General features: G+C 66.2%; 28 protein-coding genes. 15 read left to right on the plus strand and 13 right to left on the minus strand.

Features of this window, described 5'->3' with window-relative positions; all coding sequences use genetic code 11:
• Positions 1–75: 75 nt before the first annotated feature.
• The 13 genes from GO308_RS12740 to GO308_RS12800 form a co-directional block, all read right to left on the minus strand.
• Positions 76–339: a hypothetical protein gene (locus GO308_RS12740; protein ID WP_240885676.1), complete on the minus strand. Its 264-nt coding sequence runs from the start codon at positions 337–339 to the stop codon at positions 76–78.
• The gene (locus GO308_RS12745) at positions 336–1,355 is read right to left on the minus strand and encodes a phage Gp37/Gp68 family protein (protein ID WP_240885677.1); all 1,020 of its coding nucleotides are present in this window, start codon (positions 1,353–1,355) and stop codon (positions 336–338) included. Before GO308_RS12745 ends, GO308_RS12740 begins: the two co-directional genes overlap by 4 nt.
• A 134-nt stretch (positions 1,356–1,489) precedes the next feature.
• On the minus strand, positions 1,490–2,053 hold the full coding sequence (locus GO308_RS12750) for a J domain-containing protein (protein WP_240885678.1): 564 nt from the start codon (positions 2,051–2,053) through the stop codon (positions 1,490–1,492).
• The gene (locus GO308_RS12755) at positions 2,050–2,469 is read right to left on the minus strand and encodes a hypothetical protein (RefSeq protein ID WP_240885679.1); all 420 of its coding nucleotides are present in this window, start codon (positions 2,467–2,469) and stop codon (positions 2,050–2,052) included. The genes GO308_RS12750 and GO308_RS12755 overlap by 4 nt, the downstream gene beginning before the upstream one ends.
• Positions 2,470–2,495: 26 nt before the next feature.
• Entirely contained in the window at positions 2,496–2,834 is a 339-nt protein-coding gene (locus GO308_RS12760) for a hypothetical protein (RefSeq protein WP_240885680.1), read from the minus strand.
• On the minus strand, positions 2,827–3,057 hold the full coding sequence (locus tag GO308_RS12765; protein WP_240885682.1) for an AlpA family transcriptional regulator: 231 nt from the start codon (positions 3,055–3,057) through the stop codon (positions 2,827–2,829). The genes GO308_RS12760 and GO308_RS12765 overlap by 8 nt, the downstream gene beginning before the upstream one ends.
• Complete coding sequence (locus GO308_RS12770; RefSeq protein ID WP_240885683.1) at positions 3,054–3,311, minus strand: hypothetical protein; 258 nt, start codon at positions 3,309–3,311, stop codon at positions 3,054–3,056. Before GO308_RS12770 ends, GO308_RS12765 begins: the two co-directional genes overlap by 4 nt.
• Positions 3,312–3,316: 5 nt before the next feature.
• Entirely contained in the window at positions 3,317–3,631 is a 315-nt protein-coding gene (locus tag GO308_RS12775; protein ID WP_240885685.1) for a hypothetical protein, read from the minus strand.
• Positions 3,628–3,786: a hypothetical protein gene (locus GO308_RS12780; protein WP_240885686.1), complete on the minus strand. Its 159-nt coding sequence runs from the start codon at positions 3,784–3,786 to the stop codon at positions 3,628–3,630. Before GO308_RS12780 ends, GO308_RS12775 begins: the two co-directional genes overlap by 4 nt.
• A complete protein-coding gene (locus GO308_RS12785) occupies positions 3,783–3,986 on the minus strand; it encodes a hypothetical protein (protein WP_240885688.1) in 204 nt (67 codons plus the stop codon). The genes GO308_RS12780 and GO308_RS12785 overlap by 4 nt, the downstream gene beginning before the upstream one ends.
• Positions 3,983–4,423, minus strand: coding sequence for a hypothetical protein (locus GO308_RS12790; protein ID WP_240885689.1), 441 nt, complete (start codon positions 4,421–4,423; stop codon positions 3,983–3,985). The genes GO308_RS12785 and GO308_RS12790 overlap by 4 nt, the downstream gene beginning before the upstream one ends.
• A 120-nt stretch (positions 4,424–4,543) precedes the next feature.
• Positions 4,544–4,888: a hypothetical protein gene (locus GO308_RS12795; protein WP_240885690.1), complete on the minus strand. Its 345-nt coding sequence runs from the start codon at positions 4,886–4,888 to the stop codon at positions 4,544–4,546.
• On the minus strand, positions 4,867–5,529 hold the full coding sequence (locus GO308_RS12800; RefSeq protein ID WP_240885691.1) for a S24 family peptidase: 663 nt from the start codon (positions 5,527–5,529) through the stop codon (positions 4,867–4,869). Before GO308_RS12800 ends, GO308_RS12795 begins: the two co-directional genes overlap by 22 nt.
• A gap of 85 nt (positions 5,530–5,614) precedes the next feature.
• On the opposite strand from GO308_RS12800, the gene GO308_RS12805 reads away from it, so the two are divergent.
• From GO308_RS12805 to GO308_RS12875, 15 genes are all read left to right on the plus strand, one after another.
• Positions 5,615–5,839, plus strand: a complete 225-nt coding sequence (locus GO308_RS12805; RefSeq protein ID WP_240885692.1) for a YdaS family helix-turn-helix protein — start codon at positions 5,615–5,617, stop codon at positions 5,837–5,839.
• Positions 5,840–5,890: 51 nt separating this feature from the next.
• Positions 5,891–6,316 (plus strand): hypothetical protein, encoded by a 426-nt coding sequence (locus GO308_RS12810; protein ID WP_240885693.1) that lies wholly within the window; start codon positions 5,891–5,893, stop codon positions 6,314–6,316.
• Between the two features lie 69 nt (positions 6,317–6,385).
• A complete protein-coding gene (locus tag GO308_RS12815) occupies positions 6,386–7,177 on the plus strand; it encodes a hypothetical protein (RefSeq protein ID WP_240885694.1) in 792 nt (263 codons plus the stop codon).
• Between the two features lies 1 nt (position 7,178).
• Positions 7,179–9,812: a DNA methyltransferase gene (locus GO308_RS12820; RefSeq protein WP_240885695.1), complete on the plus strand. Its 2,634-nt coding sequence runs from the start codon at positions 7,179–7,181 to the stop codon at positions 9,810–9,812.
• 80 nt (positions 9,813–9,892) lie between these two features.
• Complete coding sequence (locus tag GO308_RS12825; protein ID WP_240885697.1) at positions 9,893–10,339, plus strand: hypothetical protein; 447 nt, start codon at positions 9,893–9,895, stop codon at positions 10,337–10,339.
• Positions 10,340–10,432: 93 nt separating this feature from the next.
• A complete protein-coding gene (locus tag GO308_RS12830; RefSeq protein ID WP_240885699.1) occupies positions 10,433–10,831 on the plus strand; it encodes a hypothetical protein in 399 nt (132 codons plus the stop codon).
• Between the two features lie 26 nt (positions 10,832–10,857).
• Positions 10,858–11,793, plus strand: coding sequence for a DUF2303 family protein (locus GO308_RS12835; protein ID WP_240885701.1), 936 nt, complete (start codon positions 10,858–10,860; stop codon positions 11,791–11,793).
• Between the two features lie 3 nt (positions 11,794–11,796).
• Positions 11,797–12,006, plus strand: coding sequence for a hypothetical protein (locus GO308_RS12840; RefSeq protein WP_240885702.1), 210 nt, complete (start codon positions 11,797–11,799; stop codon positions 12,004–12,006).
• Positions 12,003–12,347 carry a hypothetical protein gene (locus GO308_RS12845; RefSeq protein ID WP_240885703.1) on the plus strand — a complete coding sequence of 115 codons (345 nt, stop codon included), beginning with the start codon at positions 12,003–12,005 and terminating at the stop codon, positions 12,345–12,347. The genes GO308_RS12840 and GO308_RS12845 overlap by 4 nt, the downstream gene beginning before the upstream one ends.
• 15 nt (positions 12,348–12,362) lie before the next feature.
• On the plus strand, positions 12,363–14,240 hold the full coding sequence (locus GO308_RS12850; RefSeq protein WP_240885704.1) for a DNA cytosine methyltransferase: 1,878 nt from the start codon (positions 12,363–12,365) through the stop codon (positions 14,238–14,240).
• Positions 14,237–14,956: a hypothetical protein gene (locus GO308_RS12855; RefSeq protein WP_240885705.1), complete on the plus strand. Its 720-nt coding sequence runs from the start codon at positions 14,237–14,239 to the stop codon at positions 14,954–14,956. Before GO308_RS12850 ends, GO308_RS12855 begins: the two co-directional genes overlap by 4 nt.
• Entirely contained in the window at positions 14,949–15,503 is a 555-nt protein-coding gene (locus tag GO308_RS12860) for a hypothetical protein (protein ID WP_240885706.1), read from the plus strand. The genes GO308_RS12855 and GO308_RS12860 overlap by 8 nt, the downstream gene beginning before the upstream one ends.
• Complete coding sequence (locus GO308_RS12865) at positions 15,500–16,210, plus strand: hypothetical protein (RefSeq protein ID WP_240885707.1); 711 nt, start codon at positions 15,500–15,502, stop codon at positions 16,208–16,210. The genes GO308_RS12860 and GO308_RS12865 overlap by 4 nt, the downstream gene beginning before the upstream one ends.
• A gap of 405 nt (positions 16,211–16,615) precedes the next feature.
• Positions 16,616–16,789, plus strand: a complete 174-nt coding sequence (locus GO308_RS12870) for a hypothetical protein (RefSeq protein ID WP_240885709.1) — start codon at positions 16,616–16,618, stop codon at positions 16,787–16,789.
• On the plus strand, positions 16,779–17,054 hold the full coding sequence (locus tag GO308_RS12875) for an HNH endonuclease (protein ID WP_240885710.1): 276 nt from the start codon (positions 16,779–16,781) through the stop codon (positions 17,052–17,054). The genes GO308_RS12870 and GO308_RS12875 overlap by 11 nt, the downstream gene beginning before the upstream one ends.
• Positions 17,055–17,157: the final 103 nt, after the last annotated feature.

Raw genomic sequence — 17,157 nt, forward strand, 5'->3', positions numbered from 1 at the left:
GGTGGGACAGCTTGGACATGTTGCACTCCTCCAAAAGGGTGCGGTCCAACTGGAGCACGTCAGAGCTGAGGTATATTAGGCGTTCTTTTTTCCGAGAAAGCGCTGGTGCACGGCCATGGCACAGACGATCGCCACCGAGCCAGATCCTGCATAGACAAAAGCCTCGATCGCGCCCGATTCGGGGCCGGTGATCCGGCGCCAGACGGCGGCCTGCGACAGGCCGATGAAGAATGATGTCGCCGCCGCCCAGCCGTAGTTGCCGTGGTTGACGTTGCGGCTCTGGAAGCCGAGTGCGAAGACCTGCACGAAGCTGACGGTGGCGAGGATGAGGAGGGTCACGCCGGATACCCGTCATGCCGGACGCCATCGAGGCGGCGTCCGGTATGCTTGTGCCCGAAGCAAATGAACTCGCGGCCGTGGGCCTGGATGAGTTTGCCCCGGCCCAGGTCATCATAGTCCACCTCGCAATGCTCTTCTTCGATTTCATAGGCGGGACGGCCGTTTTCGTCCTCGCCGTCCATGTTGCCGGGGAGGCACGATCCCCATTGCTTGAAAAAGAACGGCACGCCCACCGCCGCGCACTGATCGCGCAGGGCACGCGCCCAGTCGGGAAGCATCGGCCGCGCGCCCGGCCCGCTCTCGCCACCGACGACAACCCAGTCGAGACCGTCTAGCCATGTAAGCCAGGCGTTCACCGGAAGGCCGGATTGCAACACGCCAAGATCGATCGGACCAAGCAGCGGCTCCGCGCTGATCCAGCGCACTGCCGCCGGCGTCGCCAGCAGGTCGGGAATGCGCTCATTCGCCCGCTGCTGGTCCTCGACCGACACACCAAGCCAGACGTTGGCGAGCGGCCATTTGATGTCACCGTCATCCCGATCGCACCGGCACACGCAATTGGTCGGAAGGTTCGCCACCAGCCCGATCTGCTCGATTTCGGCGTTCAGCCAGTCCATCCGAGCACGATCGGTGATGTAGCGCCGCATCCGGTCCGACCGCTTCGTCAGGATCTGGTGCGTGTGGTGCGGCGTCAGCGCGCAGACCGCGAACACCCGGTCGATCCACTCATCCGGCACATTCTCGTGGAACAGGTCGCCATGCGCGTTCCAGAAGATGCGGCGCGGCTTGCGCCATTTCAGGGGCTGCAGCATCTGCGTTTCGTTCAGCCGCACCTCGCCGGTCCACACATGCCCCGCCTTGCTCGGCTGCGTCAGCCCCGTTGCCGGATGATGCGGCAGGTTCCGACCGCCGCTTCGCATCGCGTAGCAATTGGTGCAGCCGGGCGAGAGCACGCTGCAGCCGTTGACCGCATTCACGGTCGCGTCGGTCCATTCGATCTTGGTGCCGTCAGACATTTCGGCAGGTTCCTTTCGGGATCAGCAGCAGACGGCCGCGATGATCAGCAGCCACAGCATGGCGGCGCCGGTGATGATGAAAGCCGCGCGAGCGTTGAGCGGCCATTTGGGGCCTTCGTGCGGGTCTGGGCGCATCAGCTTGCCCCCTTCGCTGTATCCCGCGCCCAGCTCAGCCGCGCCATCGCGTCAGCACTGCCGCCAGCATCCGGGTGCGCCGACTTTGCACGCTCGCGATATGCCTTGTCGATCGCGTCCGCGCTGGCACCGGGCGCAAGGCCCAGCAGCTTCCACGGATCGTCCGGCGCGGGTAGCGCAGTGAAGCCCTTAAAGGTCTGGCGCACCACGTGCAGGCCGCCGTGGCGCATCTCCGTCCGGCGCGCTTCGATGATGTGATAGATCGCCTGGAGATTGTCGGCGGGCTTGGGGTAGCGATCGACCGCGATGCAGCGCTGTTCGCCGTCCCAGGTGAACCATGCCGCGACGCCTGGATCGACCGGCGTCTTGAGCGACAGGCCACCGACGTTGCTGGACAGCACGATACCAGTCACCTGCTTGCCGCTGTCCTTCGCGAACGCGCGCAAGGCTTTGTCCACGTTGGCGAGCGCCTGGTGCAGCGTCGTTTTGAACTGCGACTGCACACGCTGAGCTGTGCGCGGCACGGCGTCCGGCCATTGCAGCGGGTATTCGGGAATGCTCATTCGGTTATCCACCCCTGTTCGCGGCCGAGCCGCTCGATTTCGTCGATGGCGTCGGCGACGGCCGAGCCGATCCCGCTGCCCATCGCCCGGGCGCGCGCCAGGATGATGCCCTGAGCGAAGAACATGCGGACGCAGACGACCGGCTCGCCGTCGGTGCGGCGCTCGCGCGTGACGGTCAGCGGCGGTTCGAACGTGTCGGGCAGCGGTCCGAGGCGCAGGTTGACGACCGGATGCGTCGAGCCGGCGATGCCCAGTTCGACCTTTGCCCCGGCAAGCAGATAGCCGGCGTCGTGCGCCTCGACGTCCCAGGCGGAGCGCATGAAGTGCACGCCGGATTCGACATCGGGGCGAACCCAGAGCGTGCCGCAATGGCCCATCTGGTCATCATCCCAGTTGGCGGGCTTGCCGAGCGGCACGGCCGCGCCTTCGATGCGGGCGGACCTCACAGGATCAGGCCGGCTGCGACGATGAGCGCGACCAGGCCAGCCAACAGGCTGCCCCACAGCAACGCGAGGAACACCCGCCACGCCGTCTCGCTGGGCATCCCGCCGACGAGCCGATGCTGCCGCGGCGAAAGTCGGGGCGATGGGATGAAGTCAGGCATGCCGTAGGTCGCCTTCAGGCTTTCGTCGAAGCGCGCGCGGGCGGCGTCGTGCGCATCCTCGGCTTCGGCGAGCTGCTTGCGCGCCTCGGCAAACGCCGCGCGCTTCGCCGCTTCATGCGCTGCGGCGGCATGCACCTTTGCAGCGAGAGCGGCGGGGCCTTGCTGAACATCAGTCATTGGCTGGTCCAATCGTGCGTTTGGTCAGGGTCTTCGCGAGCCAGTCGCGCACTTCGCTTTCGAGCCAGCGCGTCTCGGCCCCGCCGGGCTTGATGCCGAGCGGGAACTGGCCGTCGCGCATGCGGCGATAGATGGTCGGCCGGCTGAGGCCGGTGATGAACTCGACCTCGCTCATCTTGATCAGGCGATCCGCGACGTGATCGAACTTGGTGGCGGCGTTCATGGCCGTTGATCCTGAGAGGGCACCCGGCCGGCCTCGTAAGCCGGGGCATTGGAGGGAGCGCCCGCGCGTGCTTGCAAAACGCGCGGGCCCGGCACCGCTGGCGGGCGGTCGAGGCCACCGGGAGAACGGCGGCGATGCAGCCACAGCGTCAGGAACGCCGCGGCAAACACCACGAAGAGAAGGAAGGCGAAACGATCGCCCTGGCCCGCCGCCCAGGCGCAACCGAGCACGGCACAGCCGGCGAGCATCGGCATGCCCCTCATCGCGCGTTGATCCACATCTTGTCGCCGGCCGGCGCGACGATCAGCATTCGCCGGCCGTTGCGCGAGCGCGCCAGGACAGGGCAGGTGGCGGTTGCCACGACGACGCGCCGATCCTCCTCCATCAGGGGAATGTCGACCGCCTCGATGGTGCGCGGGTTGCGCCCTTCATCGGTGATCTTGAGCAGCTGGGAATCGGTGAAGCGCGCGCCGGGCTGGCGACGGCCGGTCCAGGGATCATGCCGGGACGGCGTGATGCGCGGGCCGCTGCGCAGCGCCTGGTCGATCTCGGCGCGGGACAGGCGGCCGGTCACAGGAATTTCCAGAAGCTGCGCGCGCGGGGCGGAAACTCGGCCGGGCGCGGGTAGAAGAACGGGGCGCGCTGATCGCCCTCGACATGCACGCGCCCCCAGCGCTCGCGCGTTTCCAGCGTGCTCGGCGGGGTGCGGGGGAAGACGGCGCGGCTCACGCCTGCCGGCCTTCAGCTTTTGCGACGGCGGCGCGGATTTTCTGCCAAACGTCTTTCATTTCCGGCGACCAGTGCGGGTCGTTCGGCGTAGAACCGTCCTCCGACCAGAAAGCGTCGAGGCACTTGCACGCTTCCAGAAGATCGCCGCTCGCCTCGACAAGGCGCAGCGCGACCTCGCGCGGATTATCAGCGGCGCTCATGCCTGCCGCCCCTGCGCATAGACGCGATACGCCTCTTCGGCCGCGCGGCGTGCCTCAGTCGCGGCCTTGACCTCGATCTGCGCCGCGCTGAGCGCGCGATGCGCGTCGGCCTCGCGCGCCTGGGCATTCATGACGGCGTCCATCAGCGTGCGCGATGTCGGGCGCGACGGCTTGCCCCGGCCGCGCCGGGCCCGATCGTTCAGATCGTCATTGATCAATTCGGTCAGCGCGGCACCGCTGATGCCCAGCCGGCCGGCGCGCAAATCGATGCGGGATTGCAGTTCCAGGACCAGCGCGCGTTCGGCGCGGTGCTCGACAGAACCTTCCGGCAGGGTCAGCAGCAGCGCGGAATTGCGCCGCAGCGCCGCGCCGACCGCGCGAAGGTCCTCAATCGCCTGGGCGATATCCGGGTCAGCGGTGATGATGTCGTGTTGCAAGATAGCCTCCCATCGCACCGTCTCGCGTGCCGGCTGGCCGGCAGGTCAGGTGATGAGGGAGAGCTATAGCCAAGCCTTTAGCCTGTCAATAGTCCAAATTATAGTCGGCTATCGTTCAGGCTATCGCGCCTTGTCAGCTGCCTGGTTGTCCGCTGACGTGCACATGGCGGACAGCCTGATCCATCGCTGACTTTCGGCCATGTCCGGAGAGCCTTGAAAAGCAACGCCGCCTTCGCCGAAATAGAAATCCTGGGCACCGGTATAGCCGCCGAACGCGTTGCGCCCGTTTACCTTTCCGGTGACGACATTGCTTCGGCCGCACATCCGGACATCCGTAAAGCGCGCCGACTCCGGGTCGCGCATCGCGGCGGTGACCGCTTTCTTCGCCTGTCTGATCGCCGGGTTTTCGCCACATGCGGACAGCACCGCCGCTGCAAGGACGATCAGATGCGCCGGCCTATCCATACGACCCTTCCTACCACGTGCATTTCGTCGTCGTCGGCATCGATCGCCGAGACCGCAGGGTTGTCTGACATCAAGCGATAGCTGCCCTCCGGGAGGCGACGCACGCGCTTGATCATCCCCAGATCGCCGTAGCTCACCGCCCAGATGCGATCCTGTTGCCGCACATCACGCTGAGCGGTGTCGATCAGCACCAGGTCGCCATCTAGGATTGTGGGCTGCATCGAATCGCCCTCTCCGCGTGCGACAAACAGCTCGGACAGCGCCCCTTTCGCCATGCCGCGGAGCCAGTTGCGCGAGAAGGGCACGATGCCCTGCTGAACGTAGCTTTCGAACACTGACCCGGCGCCCATGCTGAACCCGATCTCCAGCTCCGGGACCATTTCGAGGTCGAGCTTGTCGGCCAGTGCAGCGAGCGCCGAGGGCGCAAACGCGATCGGCGCAATGTCGTCGGTTTCGCCCGCGAGCCAGGCTGGCGACGTCTCAAGTTCAGCAGCGATGCGATGAAGGTGCTTCGACGTCGTGTTGTTGCCCTTCACCAGCGCGTTGATTGTCGGCTGCGACACGCCGACCCGACGCGCCAGTTCGGCCTGCGACATGCCAAGCGTTTCGAGCCGCTCCTCGATTCGTTCTCCGATATGCATGGCCGGCAACCTAAAGGCTGGCCTATCAATCGCCACACAGGTTTGGCTATTGACCATATATAGCCTGCACTATATGCATCGGGTCATGGAGAACAACGCACTGAAGCGGGCGCTAGCCGCGCTGGACGGCAACCAGTCGGAATTGGCGCGTATCTGCGGCGTCCGGCAACCGACGGTTTGGGGTTGGCTGAACAAGGGCAGGGGCATTCTGCCTGCCGAGTATGTTCTGCGCGTCGAGGCGGCGACCGGCATTTCGCGCAGCGAGCTCCGGCCGGACATATACCCCGCGGGCGTCGAGGCAGCAGCATGAGGTCGTTTCGCATCCATGCCGATCGTCATACGCACGAGGGAGCGCGTCATCATGTCCGCTGATAGCCGCATCGCGCAGGATGTCGCGGATCGCCAGGTGGCGATGTTCGCGATGTTCGTCGGGCCGGGGTTGTTCACCACGCGCGCCGCATTGTCGGTGGCGTCGGGCATCCCGGAGAGCACGCTGAAAAGCTGGGCGGGTGGGGCGGCGATGCCGTTCCACGCGGTGCTGGCGCTGCGCCGGTTCCTGCCGGCGGAAGCGATCAACATGATGAGCGAGCCGGGCGGGTTCCGGCTGGTGCCGTTCGAGGCGATCGAAACGAACTGGGATGCCATTGCCGCCGATTCGGCGGGCCTGGTCGGGGAGGTGTGCGAGGCACGCCGCGATGGGAAGATCGATCATATCGAAGATGCGCGATTGAAGCGGCGTGCCCGCCATCTGGCGGCTGTGCTGTCCGAGATCGGCGAAGCGGGTTGAGGGACTGAGCGCCCGGCAGCCCCGGGCAAGTGAGGTAACATGGTTGGAAGCGAAGGCGCTGGGCTCGCGATGGCGAGTTCAGCGGACGAAAACGTGCGTTCGAAGCGCATCTACAAGCCGCGGTCGATCCCGTCGGGCGGATCGCAGCACCGCATTCCGAAAATCAGCGGCCGCGGTCGGGGTGTCGTGCTGCATCCCGCGCATCCGGCCGTGGCGGAAGGGCGCACGCTGTTCCCGTCTACGGTCGTTCCCGCCGGCCGGTCGCCCCGGCTGCTGATCAGCGGCGTCAATCAGCGCAAGATCGGCAAGCGGTTCACGCGCGGCGCGTGGAAGGGCATGCCGATCTATACCCTGACGCTGGAAGAGCGCGCAACGTGCCCGCGCAGCTGCGACCAGTGGGCGTCATGCTACGGCAACAACATGCCGTTCGCGCGCCGCCACATCGCCGGTGCGGCGTTCGAGCGCAAGCTGTGGGACGAGCTCGTCACCATGAACGCCCGCCACCCGCGCGGCTTTGTCGTGCGGCTCCACATCCTCGGCGACTTCTATTCCGAGCCCTATGTCGATCTGTGGCATCGCGCGTTCGCCGAACTGCCGGCGCTTCGCGTGTTCGGCTACACCGCGCGCGACCCGGAGACCGCGATCGGGCTGGCGGTCATCGACCTGAACCTGGAGCGTCCCGACCGGTGTCGCATCCGGTTCAGCGGCTCGGACGCGGGCGGGTTCGGTGCGCTGGTGATCGAGGGACCGGAGGACAGCGCCCATGTGATCTGCCCCGCGCAGACCGACGCCACCGACTGCTGTGCCACCTGCGCGATCTGCACGTCGATGCAGCGCGTCGTCGAATTCCTGAGGCATTGAGATGGCGACCGTACCCTTCACGGCCGCCGGCGCCGACAGCTATCGCGCCTTCCTGGAAGCGAAGATCCCGAGCGCGCAGCGCGCGGGTTTCCCGTGCTCGCTCGACGACGTACCGACGCACCTGCGCGACGGCCGGCCGTTGAAGGATCATCAGCGTCACATCGTCCAGTGGGCGGTCGAGGGCGGCCGGCGCGCGCTGTTCGAGGCGTTCGGGCTGGGCAAGTCGATCCAGCAGCTGCTGATCGTCGACATCACGCTCGACAAGATCGAGGCGACGCTCGATAGCCCGACCGACTTTTTCCGCCCGAACATGGGCCTGATCGTCGCGCCGCTGGGCGTGCGCCGCGAGTTCATGCGCGATGCCGACCTGCTGGGGATCAAGCTGCATTTCGTCAAGTCGGATGCGGAGATCGACGCGATCGGCGACGTGGCCGGCCTACACCTGACCAATTACGAAAGCGTGCGCGACGGCAAGATCGACGTGAGCCGCTTCAATGTCGTCAGCCTGGACGAAGCCAGCGTCCTGCGCAGTTATGGATCGAAGACCTATCAGACGTTCCTGCCGCTGTTCGAATCGGTGCCCTATCGGTTCGTCGCCACCGCCACGCCGTCGCCCAACCGCTACAAGGAACTGATCCACTATGCCGGCTTCCTGGGCGTCATGGATACCGGGCAGGCGCTGACGCGGTTCTTCCAGCGGAATAGCGAGAAAGCGAACGACCTGACCCTCTATCCGCACAAGGAAGAGGAGTTCTGGCTTTGGCTGAACAGCTGGGCGGTGTTCCTGCAGCGCCCGAGCGACCTGGGGTTCAGCGACGAGGGCTATGACCTGCCGCCGATCACGGTGCGTTGGCACGCCGTCCATGCCGATATCGGCGCGGCTGGCGTGGAGAGCAACGGGCAGGGCAGGCTGATCCGCGATGCGGCGATGGGGATTACTGAGGCCGCGCGCGAGAAGCGCGAGACGATGTGCGGCCGGGTGCAGAAGGCGGCAGAAATTGTCGCCGACGCGCCCGCCGATCATTTCGTTCTCTGGCACGATCTGGAGGATGAGCGCCGCGCGATCGAGGCGACGTTCCCCGGCGTCGAGAGCGTCTATGGCGCGCAGGACCTGGATCAGCGCGAAGGCATCATCGCGCGCTTTGCCGAGGGCATGACGCGGCTGCTCGCCGCCAAGCCGGTGATGCTCGGCTCCGGAACCAACCTGCAGCGGCATTGCCATCGCGCGGTGTTCGTCGGCATCGGGTTCAAGTTCAACGACTTCATCCAGGCAATCCACCGCCTCCAGCGGTTCCAGCAGCCGCACCCGGTCGAGATCGACATCATCCATGCCGAAACCGAGACCGAGGTCGTCCGTGACCTGCAGCACAAGTGGGCGCGCCACGACGAGCTGGCAGAACGCATGTCGGACATCATCCGCCGCTATGGCTTGCAGCACGAAGTCGCGCTGGCCGGGCTGAAGCGGTCGATCGGGTGCGAGCGGCGGCTGGTGCAGGGTGACGGCTGGACTCTCGCCCACAATGATTGCGTCGCCGAGGCGGCGTTGATGGACGAGGCGAGCGTTGACCTGATCGTCACCTCGATCCCCTTTTCCAACCATTACGAATACACGCCGAGCTATAACGATTTCGGGCATACCGACGACGACGCGCATTTCTTCGCGCAGATGGATCACCTGACCCCGAACCTGTTTCGGGTGCTGGCGCCCGGCCGGATCGCTGCGGTGCACGTAAAGGACAGGATCCTGTTCGGCTCGGTCACCGGCGAAGGCGTGCCGACGGTCAACCCGTTCCACGCCAAGTGCATCTTCCATTACCTGGCGCACGGCTTCCAGTATCTGGGGCTGATCCACGTCAACACCGACGTCGTGCGCGAGAATAACCAGACCTATCGGCTGTCCTACAGCGAGATGCTGAAGGACGGCACGAAGATGGGGGTCGGGTCGCCGGAGTATATCCTACTGCTGCGCCGGCCGCAGAGCGACCGCAGTCGCGGATATGCCGACCGGCCGGTGGCGAAAGATGCGGCGGATTACAGCCTGGCGCGGTGGCAGATCGACGCGCACGCCTTCTGGCGATCGTCGGGCAATCGGCTGGCGACACCGGGCGAGCTGCGCGCGCGCATCGACGCGTTCGCTCAAATGCCGGTCGGGCCGCTGGCCAAGCAGTTCACGGTCGAAACCCGCGACCTGATCTATGATCACGAGGCGCATGTCGCCATCGGCGAGACGATCGAGGCTCGGCCGGCAAATGACGGCCGCGGTCACCTGCCCCGCACGTTCATGAGCTTGGCGCCCGGCGCGCATCGGCCGGACACATGGGACGATGTAGTGCGGATGCGCACCCTTAACGCCGAGCAGGCGCGCAAGGGGGCGGAGAAGCACGTCTGCCCGCTGCAGTTCGACATCGTCGACCGATTGATCGACCGGTTCAGCATGAAGGGCGAAACGGTGTTCGACCCCTTTGCCGGGCTCGGCACCGTGCCGCTGCGCGCGATCGAGAAGGGCCGTCGCGGATGCGGCTCTGAGCTCAACCCCGACTATTTCGAGTTCGCATGCCGCTATCTGGCCGATGCCGAGCGCGCGGCCGGGACGCCGACGCTGTTCGACCTCATCGGGCTGGGGGAGGCGGCGTGACGCGCACCTGCTCCGATTGCGGCGCCGGGATCAGCCGGCAGTCCAGGACCGGTCGTTGCCGGCCGTGCGCATGGCGGGTGATGCAGTCCGACCCGGCCGTGCAGGCGCGACGCGCCGCGCGTCAGGCCGAGTGCTTCGCGGCCCACCGCCGAGACCCCGCGTTCATCGCGCGGCATCGCCAGGCGTGCATCGAGGCCACGGCGCGCGCGATGGCGTGTCCGGAGGAGCGGGAGCGCCGCCGCCAGCGCGGCCTCGAGATCGGATTGAAGAACCTGCAGCAAGCGGCTGGCCCGGAGCTGTCGGCCCGGCGGGGAGAGATCAACCGGGCGCGTCACCTGGCGTGGTGCCCGCGCGAATACTGGGCCCTCAACAAGAGCCTGAAGCGCAAGGGGTTCGGGCTGGCCGAGCGCAAGGAGATCATCCTGGCGGAAGTCGCGGGCACTGCCCAGCACGCGAAGCGCGAAGTCGCGAACCACCAACTGCGCATGCAGCTGAAGCACGAGCGGGAGGTGATGAATGCGTATTGAGCCTGCCGAGCGCCGCCAACCCCTTTCCCAGTTTCGCACCGGGCGGCGCCGCGCGCCCGGGTCGATCCATCTCTCCTGCGGCCGGAGTTATCCATGAACGATACCACTGCCCCGCCCGCACGGGCGGCCGACGGCCTTCGCCTGCCGCCGGCAGCCAACAGTTTCGGCGAATTCATCCGTTTCCTCGAAGATGGTCAGCTCGACGCGACGCTGGTCGAAGCACTGCGCGATCTGCGCAACGAGATGGCGAACGTCGCGATCGAGAGTGGCGGCAAGGCAAAGGGCAAGATGACCTTGACCCTCGACTTCGCTCTCGAGGGCCGGGTGTTCACCATCGGTGCGTCGCACAAGGTGGCCATCCCAGAGGCCAAGCGGCCGAAGTCGGTGATGTGGTCGACCGAAGACGGCCGGTTCACCCCCAGCAATCCCCAGCAAGACCAGCTGTTCGGCGTGCGTGAAGTCGGGTCGCCCGGCTTCCGCGACGTCGGCTGAGCCCGCTCATCTCGAAAGGAAGAACAATGTCAGAAACCATCCAGGCCGACGGCCTGATCAAGCAAGCCCGCCAGCTCGTCGAGGACTATGTCCGCGCCGAAGTGGTGGATATCGAAGAGCCGGTCACCGGCGTGACGGCGCTGGCGGTCGTCAAGGGCAACGACGTCGTGCCCCTGTCGCCGCACGTGTTCGACGAGTGGCGCGACCAGCCGCGAGAACGAAAGGGGCAGGCGCGGCTGCTTTCGATCGACAGCCTGATTGCGCATGTCAACCGGTTCAAAGATGATGGATCGGCGATCTTCGCCGACAATAGCCGCGAAGCACCGTCGATCACGGCGGTGATCGACTATCATCCTGAGGGTCGGTCTGACCACGTGTCCCCACGATTTGGTCGCCACCGCTCCGTCTTCGACTTCCCGCTCTCCGACGAATGGAAGGCGTGGAAGGAGAAGGACGGCGAGCCGATGTCGATGGTCGACTTCGCCGCGTTCCTCGAGAACCGCATCATCGACGTGCTGTACATCATACCCGGCGAGGACAGCCTGCCGGAAGATGTGCAGCGACTGATCGACACGCTGGGCGGCGGCGACATGGTGGCGTCGCCCAACAAGCTGATGGAGCTCTCCCGCGGGCTGCAGATCAACGAGAATGCGGTCGTCCAGGAAGCGGTGAACCTGGCGAGCGGCGAAGGCGTGGTGCGCTTCCAGTCCGAGCACACCGATGCGCACGGTGCTCCGGTCAAGGTGCCGTCGCTGTTCCTGATCGGCATTCCGGTGTTTGCCAACGACGCGCTCTACCGCATCGCCGCGCGGCTCCGCTATCGCAAGAACGGCGGCCGGCTGTCGTTCTGGTTCGAGCTGTGGCGCACCGACCGCACGTTCGATCATGCGTTCAACATGGCGGTCGAGCGCGTGCGCGCGGAAACCGAACTGCCCGTCTTCATGGGCAAGCCGGAGGCCTGACCGATGCGCGCGCTCATCATGAACCTGGTGAGGCGCGTGCTGCCGCACCCCGCCGTCGTCGCCAAGCGCGAACGGCGGCGGGTCGCGGTGCAGGCCATCGCCGAACGCAAAGGCTCTGAACGCCAGCGCCGGATCGCCACCATGAATCAACTGCGGCGCGAGCTCGGGCTCGCGCCGATCCCAGCATTCGAATCGAAAGAGCTGCCGGAATGAAGATCGGCGACGTCGTAACCCTGCCAAAGGGCATTCACATCGACCCCGAGGCGCTGCGCTATGCGCTGAACCGGCGCGGGGCAACCGCAGCGGCGGCTAATGCCAAGGTCCACAACGCGCGGCGCAATGGCGCGCGTGCAGTCATGCGTGAAGTCGAGCGGCGCGAGCACGCGGCCAAGGATCCGTTCGAGCAGGCGCGGCATCCCGGTGTTTTCGGCCGCTGTCTATCGCGACGATTTCGGCGAGGCGACGGCGCGCCGACTGATCGAACAGTGCGGCTGGGTTGTCGGGCAGGAGCAGTTCGCGACACGCGAGGATGTGCTGTCGCGGGCGCGCGCTGACGGGTGGCAGGGGTGATGCGCCCGCTGTTCATCGACGGGTTCGCCGGCGGCGGCGGTGCCAGCACCGGCATTGCCCAGGCGCTGGGTCGCGACGTCGACATCGCGATCAATCACAGCCCCAGCGCGATCGCGATCCACAAGGCAAACCACCCCACCACTCGGCATTTCTGCCAGGACATCCGCGCCGTGTGGCCGGCGGCGGCGACGAAGCTCCAGCCGGTCGCGGGCGCGTGGTTCAGCCCCGATTGCAAGGAATACAGCAAGGCGAAGGGCGGCCCGGTCAAAGATCGCCACATCCGCGCGCTGGCCGATGAAGTGACGGTATGGCTGCGCGAGACGCGCCCGACCGTCGCCTATCTGGAGAATGTCGAGGAGTTCGAATACGCCGCCCCGCTCGACGAACACGGCATCCCGATCAAGGGGCTTGAGGGCCGCGCGTTCAAGCGGTTGATCCGGACCTGGCGCGGGCTCAGCTATCGCGTGCAGTGGCGCAAGCTCAAGGCATGCGACTATGGCGCGCCGACCAGCCGGAAGCGGCTCTACATCATCATGCGCTGCGACGGCCTGCCGATCGTGTGGCCAAAGCCGACGCATGGCGCGCCGGATAATCCGGACGTCATTTCCGGTAAGCTGCAGCCCTATCGAACGGCTGCCGAGTGCATCGACTGGTCGATCCCGTGCCCGTCGATCTTCGGCCGCAAACGCGAGCTGGCGGAGAGCACCAAGCGGCGGATCGCGCATGGGGTCATGCGCTACGTCGTCAACGCGGCGAAGCCGTTCATCGTCGGCACTGCCTTCACCAACACGCGCGCATCCCGGACCTTCGACCCAGCGGATCCGCTGCGCACGGTCACCACCCAGCCGGAATACGGCGCAGTCGACGTCGAGCTCGCGCCGCACCTGATGACCAACCGGAACTCCCAGAAGCCGTTCAACGGGGCTGATGAGCCCACGCACACGATCACCGCTGGCGGCGCGCACCTGAACATGGTCGGCGCTTCGTTGGTCAAGATGGGCAATGGCGAGCGCGACGGCCAGGCCCCGCGGGCTCTCGATCCCTCCAAGCCGCTCGGCACCGTCACGGCGAAAGGATCGCAAGGAGCTGTCGCAACCGCCGCACTCGCGCCATTCGTGACCTTTGGCCAGCAAGGCGGGCGCAATCGCCCGATCGACCAGCCGCACCACACGATTGCCGCTTCGGAGAAGGACACGAACGGGATCGTCACCGCGTTCCTGTCGAGCTTCTACACGAGCAACACCAATGGCGGGCGCGGCAAGCCGGACATGCCGCTGAAAACGACGCTCGCGGGTGCCAACCATCACGCTGTCATCACCGCGCATATCGAGCAGGCGAACGGCGGCCCGCGTAACAAGCGCCTGGCCGGCCGCCCTGCGACCGTGCCGCTATCGACGGCGACCGCAACCGGCTCACAGCAGCGCATCGTCCAGACGACGCTGATCGAGGAAGGCGACCTGCCGCCGGAGCTGCTGGAAAGCGCGGTCCAGGTCGCCGCGTTCCTGGTCAAATACTATGCGACCGACGGCGAGAATGAGGTCGCGCAACTCCAGCCCGTCGACCGGCCGCTCGACACGATCACCGTCAAGGCGCGCTTCGCCGTCGTCACGGTCACGATCGATGCTAAGACCTATGTCATCGTCGACATCGGCCTGCGGATGCTGAAACCGCGCGAGCTCGCGCGCGCCCAGGGCTTTCCCGACGATTACATCCTCGATCCGGTCGTGCCCAAGATGAAGCGCGGGAAGCTGGTCCACGAGCCGCTGACGATCGCCGAGCAGATCAGCGCGATCGGCAACAGCGTCTGCCCGCCGGTGGCACGCGCGCTGGTCGCCGCCAATCAGCCGGAGCTGCAGGAAATGAGGATCGCCGCGTGAACCTTTCGCAGGTCATCCGGGACATGGCAGCGGCTGGCGCACCGACCGAGGCGATCGCAATCGCAGTCGAGGCGATTGAGGCGGCGCACGCCTTGGCTGGTCAAGCGGCTGGCGAGATCGAGCAGCGACGCAAAGCCGAGCGCGAGCGCAAGCAACGTCAGCGGGCGCGGGACAGTCACGGGACAGTCACGGGACAGTCCCGTGACACGGCCGGGACAGTCCCGCCCGAACCCGCCCCCTCTTCCCCTCCCCTTCTTTCTCCCCAGACCCCTCAAACAACCCCACCCCTGCACCCCCACCCGGAGGGGAATATCGCGCCCGCACGTGAGGCGCGCGAGGCGGTGCCGGCAAAGTCCCGTCGATCGGGCAGGGCGGCTGGGCTGGACTATCCGCCACCGGACGGCGTGACCGCCGAGCAGTGGGCCGCGTTGCTGGCGATCCGTCGTGCCAAGCGGTCTCCGCTGACAGACCATGCCCATTCGCTGCTTTGCGCCCGGCTGGCCAAGCTGAGCAGTGACGAGTGGCCACCCGGCCGGCTGGCCGACCTGATGATCGAACGAAACTGGATCAGCATCGAAGCCGCCTGGCTTCCCTCAGCGAGCAATCCCGATGGAAAACGCCATTACCACGACCGACCAAGCGGACCGCTCGAAAGCCGTCGTCGCTTTCGCGAGCAGCACGGACTGGACGATCGATACGGCTATGCGGATGTCTGAGGGGCTCGACCTCGTACCGATCATCACCGACTGCGAGGCGCGCGGCCGGCCGCTGGCAGAAGTCGAGCCGAACGGCATGCTGCCTGGCGAACGCAAGCCCGGCCCGCTGTCGACCGTGCTGGCCGATGCGCTGTCGCTGATCTGCACGAAGATTGCCCCGACCATGTCCGCCGAACAGGCCGGCGCATGGGTGCGGGTGATGGTGGCGGCGCTCGCCAACCTGCCCGGCCGGACGGCAATCCGCGCGGCGCAGCGCGTCCTGCAGCGGCCGATCGCGTTCATCAGCGAAGTCGACGGGGCCATCCGGGAGGAGGCGAAGGAGATCGCGCTCCGGCATGCACTGGCGACGCGCCGCATCCGCGAGCTGGCGGCGCTGCGGGAGCGCGAGTTACCGGCGATCCACTTCGAGCCGGAGGGGGATGATCAGCCGATCGCGCCGGAGAAGATCCGGGCGATGCCCGCGCCGTTGCGGGAGATGGGCCTCGCGGCCGGCTGGATCACGGAAGCGGAGGTGGCGGCGGCGCTTGCCACCGGGCGTGCCGCATGAACAGGATAAGAACATTGTGGCGGCTGATGTCGCGCGTGAAGGGCTTTGGGCGGGGTATGGTGATGATCGAGAAGAGCAGGAAGACGGGAGCCGCGGCAACCTCGGAAATGGCGTTGCGGGCTCGCCGGTTGCGCAAGCAGGAGGAGAATGCGCGCGCGAGTGCGCCGCTGATCAATCCATTCGCGGCGGCGCACGGCGATTATGAGCGCGTGCCGATCGTCGACACATCGGGCGAGCATGGTGAGGGCCGCAATCGGGTGTTCTGGGCGATGGTGAACCGTGGGGGCACGCCGATCGCGCGCTGGATCGCAGCGGAGGAGCGCCAGGCGGCGACCGAGATCGACATGCAGGTGCCCGCCAAAGACCGGCGGCGTCGCTTGTTCGGCGAGATCGAGCAGCGCGCGGTTCGTTATTGCATAGGGCTTTGGGAGGCGGCGGAGGGGCGGGGGGCAACCGATCCGACCCGGGAGAGGATCATCGGGTCGGGAGACGGCTGGGCGCAGCAAGAGGCGCTCGACGAGCTCGCCTATCTGAAAAGGGAGATTCCGGCCGGCTACTGGGACGTTTGGGAGAATGTCGTGCGGTTCGACCAGGAGGCGGGCACGGCCGGGTCGAGCTTGGCCAACAACAAGCGATCGGCGATCGATGCGGCGAAAGTGTGTTGTGCGTTCGTGGCGAGTCTGATCGCTCAGAAGGCGGGGCTTTAGTTCAAACCCGTGTTGTCAACGGGGTTGTGATCAACTTTCGGAAGTTGGCCCCCTTGCCTAGGCCCTTTTAGGCAGTAACCTGACACCACGCTCCATTCCGGTTTCGTGCCGATGGGGCCATCTGGTATCAAAATGCTGGATGCTGTCAGGATCGGTTGCCCTCGGACCTCGCGACATGAGGGGGCAGTCCACCACCGCCTCATTGGCTCCCCGGGCAACCGGTCCTGACTTGACGTTTTAGACCATAGCCCCTCGGCCGTGGCAACCTAGCATAATTCGAACTCCATATTGCGGTGTAACGGCCATTGCGCCCGTGCGCACCTAAGCGTATGACGACTGCCAGAGTTATAGCTGCGCCCGGAGCCGATTGGCTGCCGGGCGTTTCCCGTTTCGGGGGAAGCGAGCATGCGAACGGGCGATGCGAGGCTGCTTGAGCAACTGGCGTCGGACCTTCACATGCTCGCGTTCGATATGGCGGAACCATCGCGCACGGTGCAGCGGGCAGAGCGTCTGATTGCCGAAGGTGAGCGCATTGCCGCGCAGATTAGGCAGATCGTGCGAGGTCGCCGTGTCCAATGAGCGCGTTCGCGGTCGACGCGGCGTCGAACAGCGCCGCCGACGGCTAGAGCGCACTAATGGGCTCTGCGAGATGTGCGGTGCCGAGGGGCGAACGGCTCTCGCGGATGTGGTGGATCACGTCGTGCCGCTCATCAAGGGCGGGCAGGACGTCGACAGCAACACACGCAACCTGTGCCACGATCACCATGCGCAGGTGACCGCAGAGCAGTTCGGGCAGCGCGCGCCGAGGGTGCCGATCGGGATCGACGGCTGGCCGGTCGCCTGACCGCCCCCATGTTGAAACTTTATTGCGCGCTTCCTTGGACACCGCCCCGACCTGAAATTCGCGCATTTGCAGATTAATGTTCCGGGATGGCCAATGTGCAACG

It is taken from the genome of Sphingomonas sp. SFZ2018-12 (genome assembly GCF_022496715.1).
Taxonomy (GTDB): domain Bacteria; phylum Pseudomonadota; class Alphaproteobacteria; order Sphingomonadales; family Sphingomonadaceae; genus Sphingomonas.

Excerpts from the sequence above, each read along its gene's own strand:
- GO308_RS12805 (WP_240885692.1), top strand. The coding sequence starts at position 5,615 with ATGGAGAACAACGCACTGAAGCGGGCGCTAGCCGCGCTGGACGGCAAC.
- GO308_RS12845 (WP_240885703.1), top strand. The coding sequence starts at position 12,003 with ATGAAGATCGGCGACGTCGTAACCCTGCCAAAGGGCATTCACATCGAC.
- GO308_RS12760 (WP_240885680.1), bottom strand. The coding sequence starts at position 2,834 with ATGACTGATGTTCAGCAAGGCCCCGCCGCTCTCGCTGCAAAGGTGCAT.
- GO308_RS12840 (WP_240885702.1), top strand. The coding sequence starts at position 11,797 with ATGCGCGCGCTCATCATGAACCTGGTGAGGCGCGTGCTGCCGCACCCC.
- GO308_RS12810 (WP_240885693.1), top strand. The coding sequence starts at position 5,891 with ATGTCCGCTGATAGCCGCATCGCGCAGGATGTCGCGGATCGCCAGGTG.
- GO308_RS12850 (WP_240885704.1), top strand. The coding sequence starts at position 12,363 with ATGCGCCCGCTGTTCATCGACGGGTTCGCCGGCGGCGGCGGTGCCAGC.
- GO308_RS12820 (WP_240885695.1), top strand. The coding sequence starts at position 7,179 with ATGGCGACCGTACCCTTCACGGCCGCCGGCGCCGACAGCTATCGCGCC.
- GO308_RS12830 (WP_240885699.1), top strand. The coding sequence starts at position 10,433 with ATGAACGATACCACTGCCCCGCCCGCACGGGCGGCCGACGGCCTTCGC.
- GO308_RS12860 (WP_240885706.1), top strand. The coding sequence starts at position 14,949 with ATGTCTGAGGGGCTCGACCTCGTACCGATCATCACCGACTGCGAGGCG.
- GO308_RS12770 (WP_240885683.1), bottom strand. The coding sequence starts at position 3,311 with ATGCCGATGCTCGCCGGCTGTGCCGTGCTCGGTTGCGCCTGGGCGGCG.
- GO308_RS12745 (WP_240885677.1), bottom strand. The coding sequence starts at position 1,355 with ATGTCTGACGGCACCAAGATCGAATGGACCGACGCGACCGTGAATGCG.
- GO308_RS12750 (WP_240885678.1), bottom strand. The coding sequence starts at position 2,053 with ATGAGCATTCCCGAATACCCGCTGCAATGGCCGGACGCCGTGCCGCGC.
- GO308_RS12870 (WP_240885709.1), top strand. The coding sequence starts at position 16,616 with ATGCGAACGGGCGATGCGAGGCTGCTTGAGCAACTGGCGTCGGACCTT.
- GO308_RS12865 (WP_240885707.1), top strand. The coding sequence starts at position 15,500 with ATGAACAGGATAAGAACATTGTGGCGGCTGATGTCGCGCGTGAAGGGC.
- GO308_RS12765 (WP_240885682.1), bottom strand. The coding sequence starts at position 3,057 with ATGAACGCCGCCACCAAGTTCGATCACGTCGCGGATCGCCTGATCAAG.
- GO308_RS12825 (WP_240885697.1), top strand. The coding sequence starts at position 9,893 with ATGCAGTCCGACCCGGCCGTGCAGGCGCGACGCGCCGCGCGTCAGGCC.
- GO308_RS12835 (WP_240885701.1), top strand. The coding sequence starts at position 10,858 with ATGTCAGAAACCATCCAGGCCGACGGCCTGATCAAGCAAGCCCGCCAG.
- GO308_RS12795 (WP_240885690.1), bottom strand. The coding sequence starts at position 4,888 with ATGGATAGGCCGGCGCATCTGATCGTCCTTGCAGCGGCGGTGCTGTCC.
- GO308_RS12815 (WP_240885694.1), top strand. The coding sequence starts at position 6,386 with ATGGCGAGTTCAGCGGACGAAAACGTGCGTTCGAAGCGCATCTACAAG.
- GO308_RS12785 (WP_240885688.1), bottom strand. The coding sequence starts at position 3,986 with ATGAGCGCCGCTGATAATCCGCGCGAGGTCGCGCTGCGCCTTGTCGAG.
- GO308_RS12800 (WP_240885691.1), bottom strand. The coding sequence starts at position 5,529 with ATGCATATCGGAGAACGAATCGAGGAGCGGCTCGAAACGCTTGGCATG.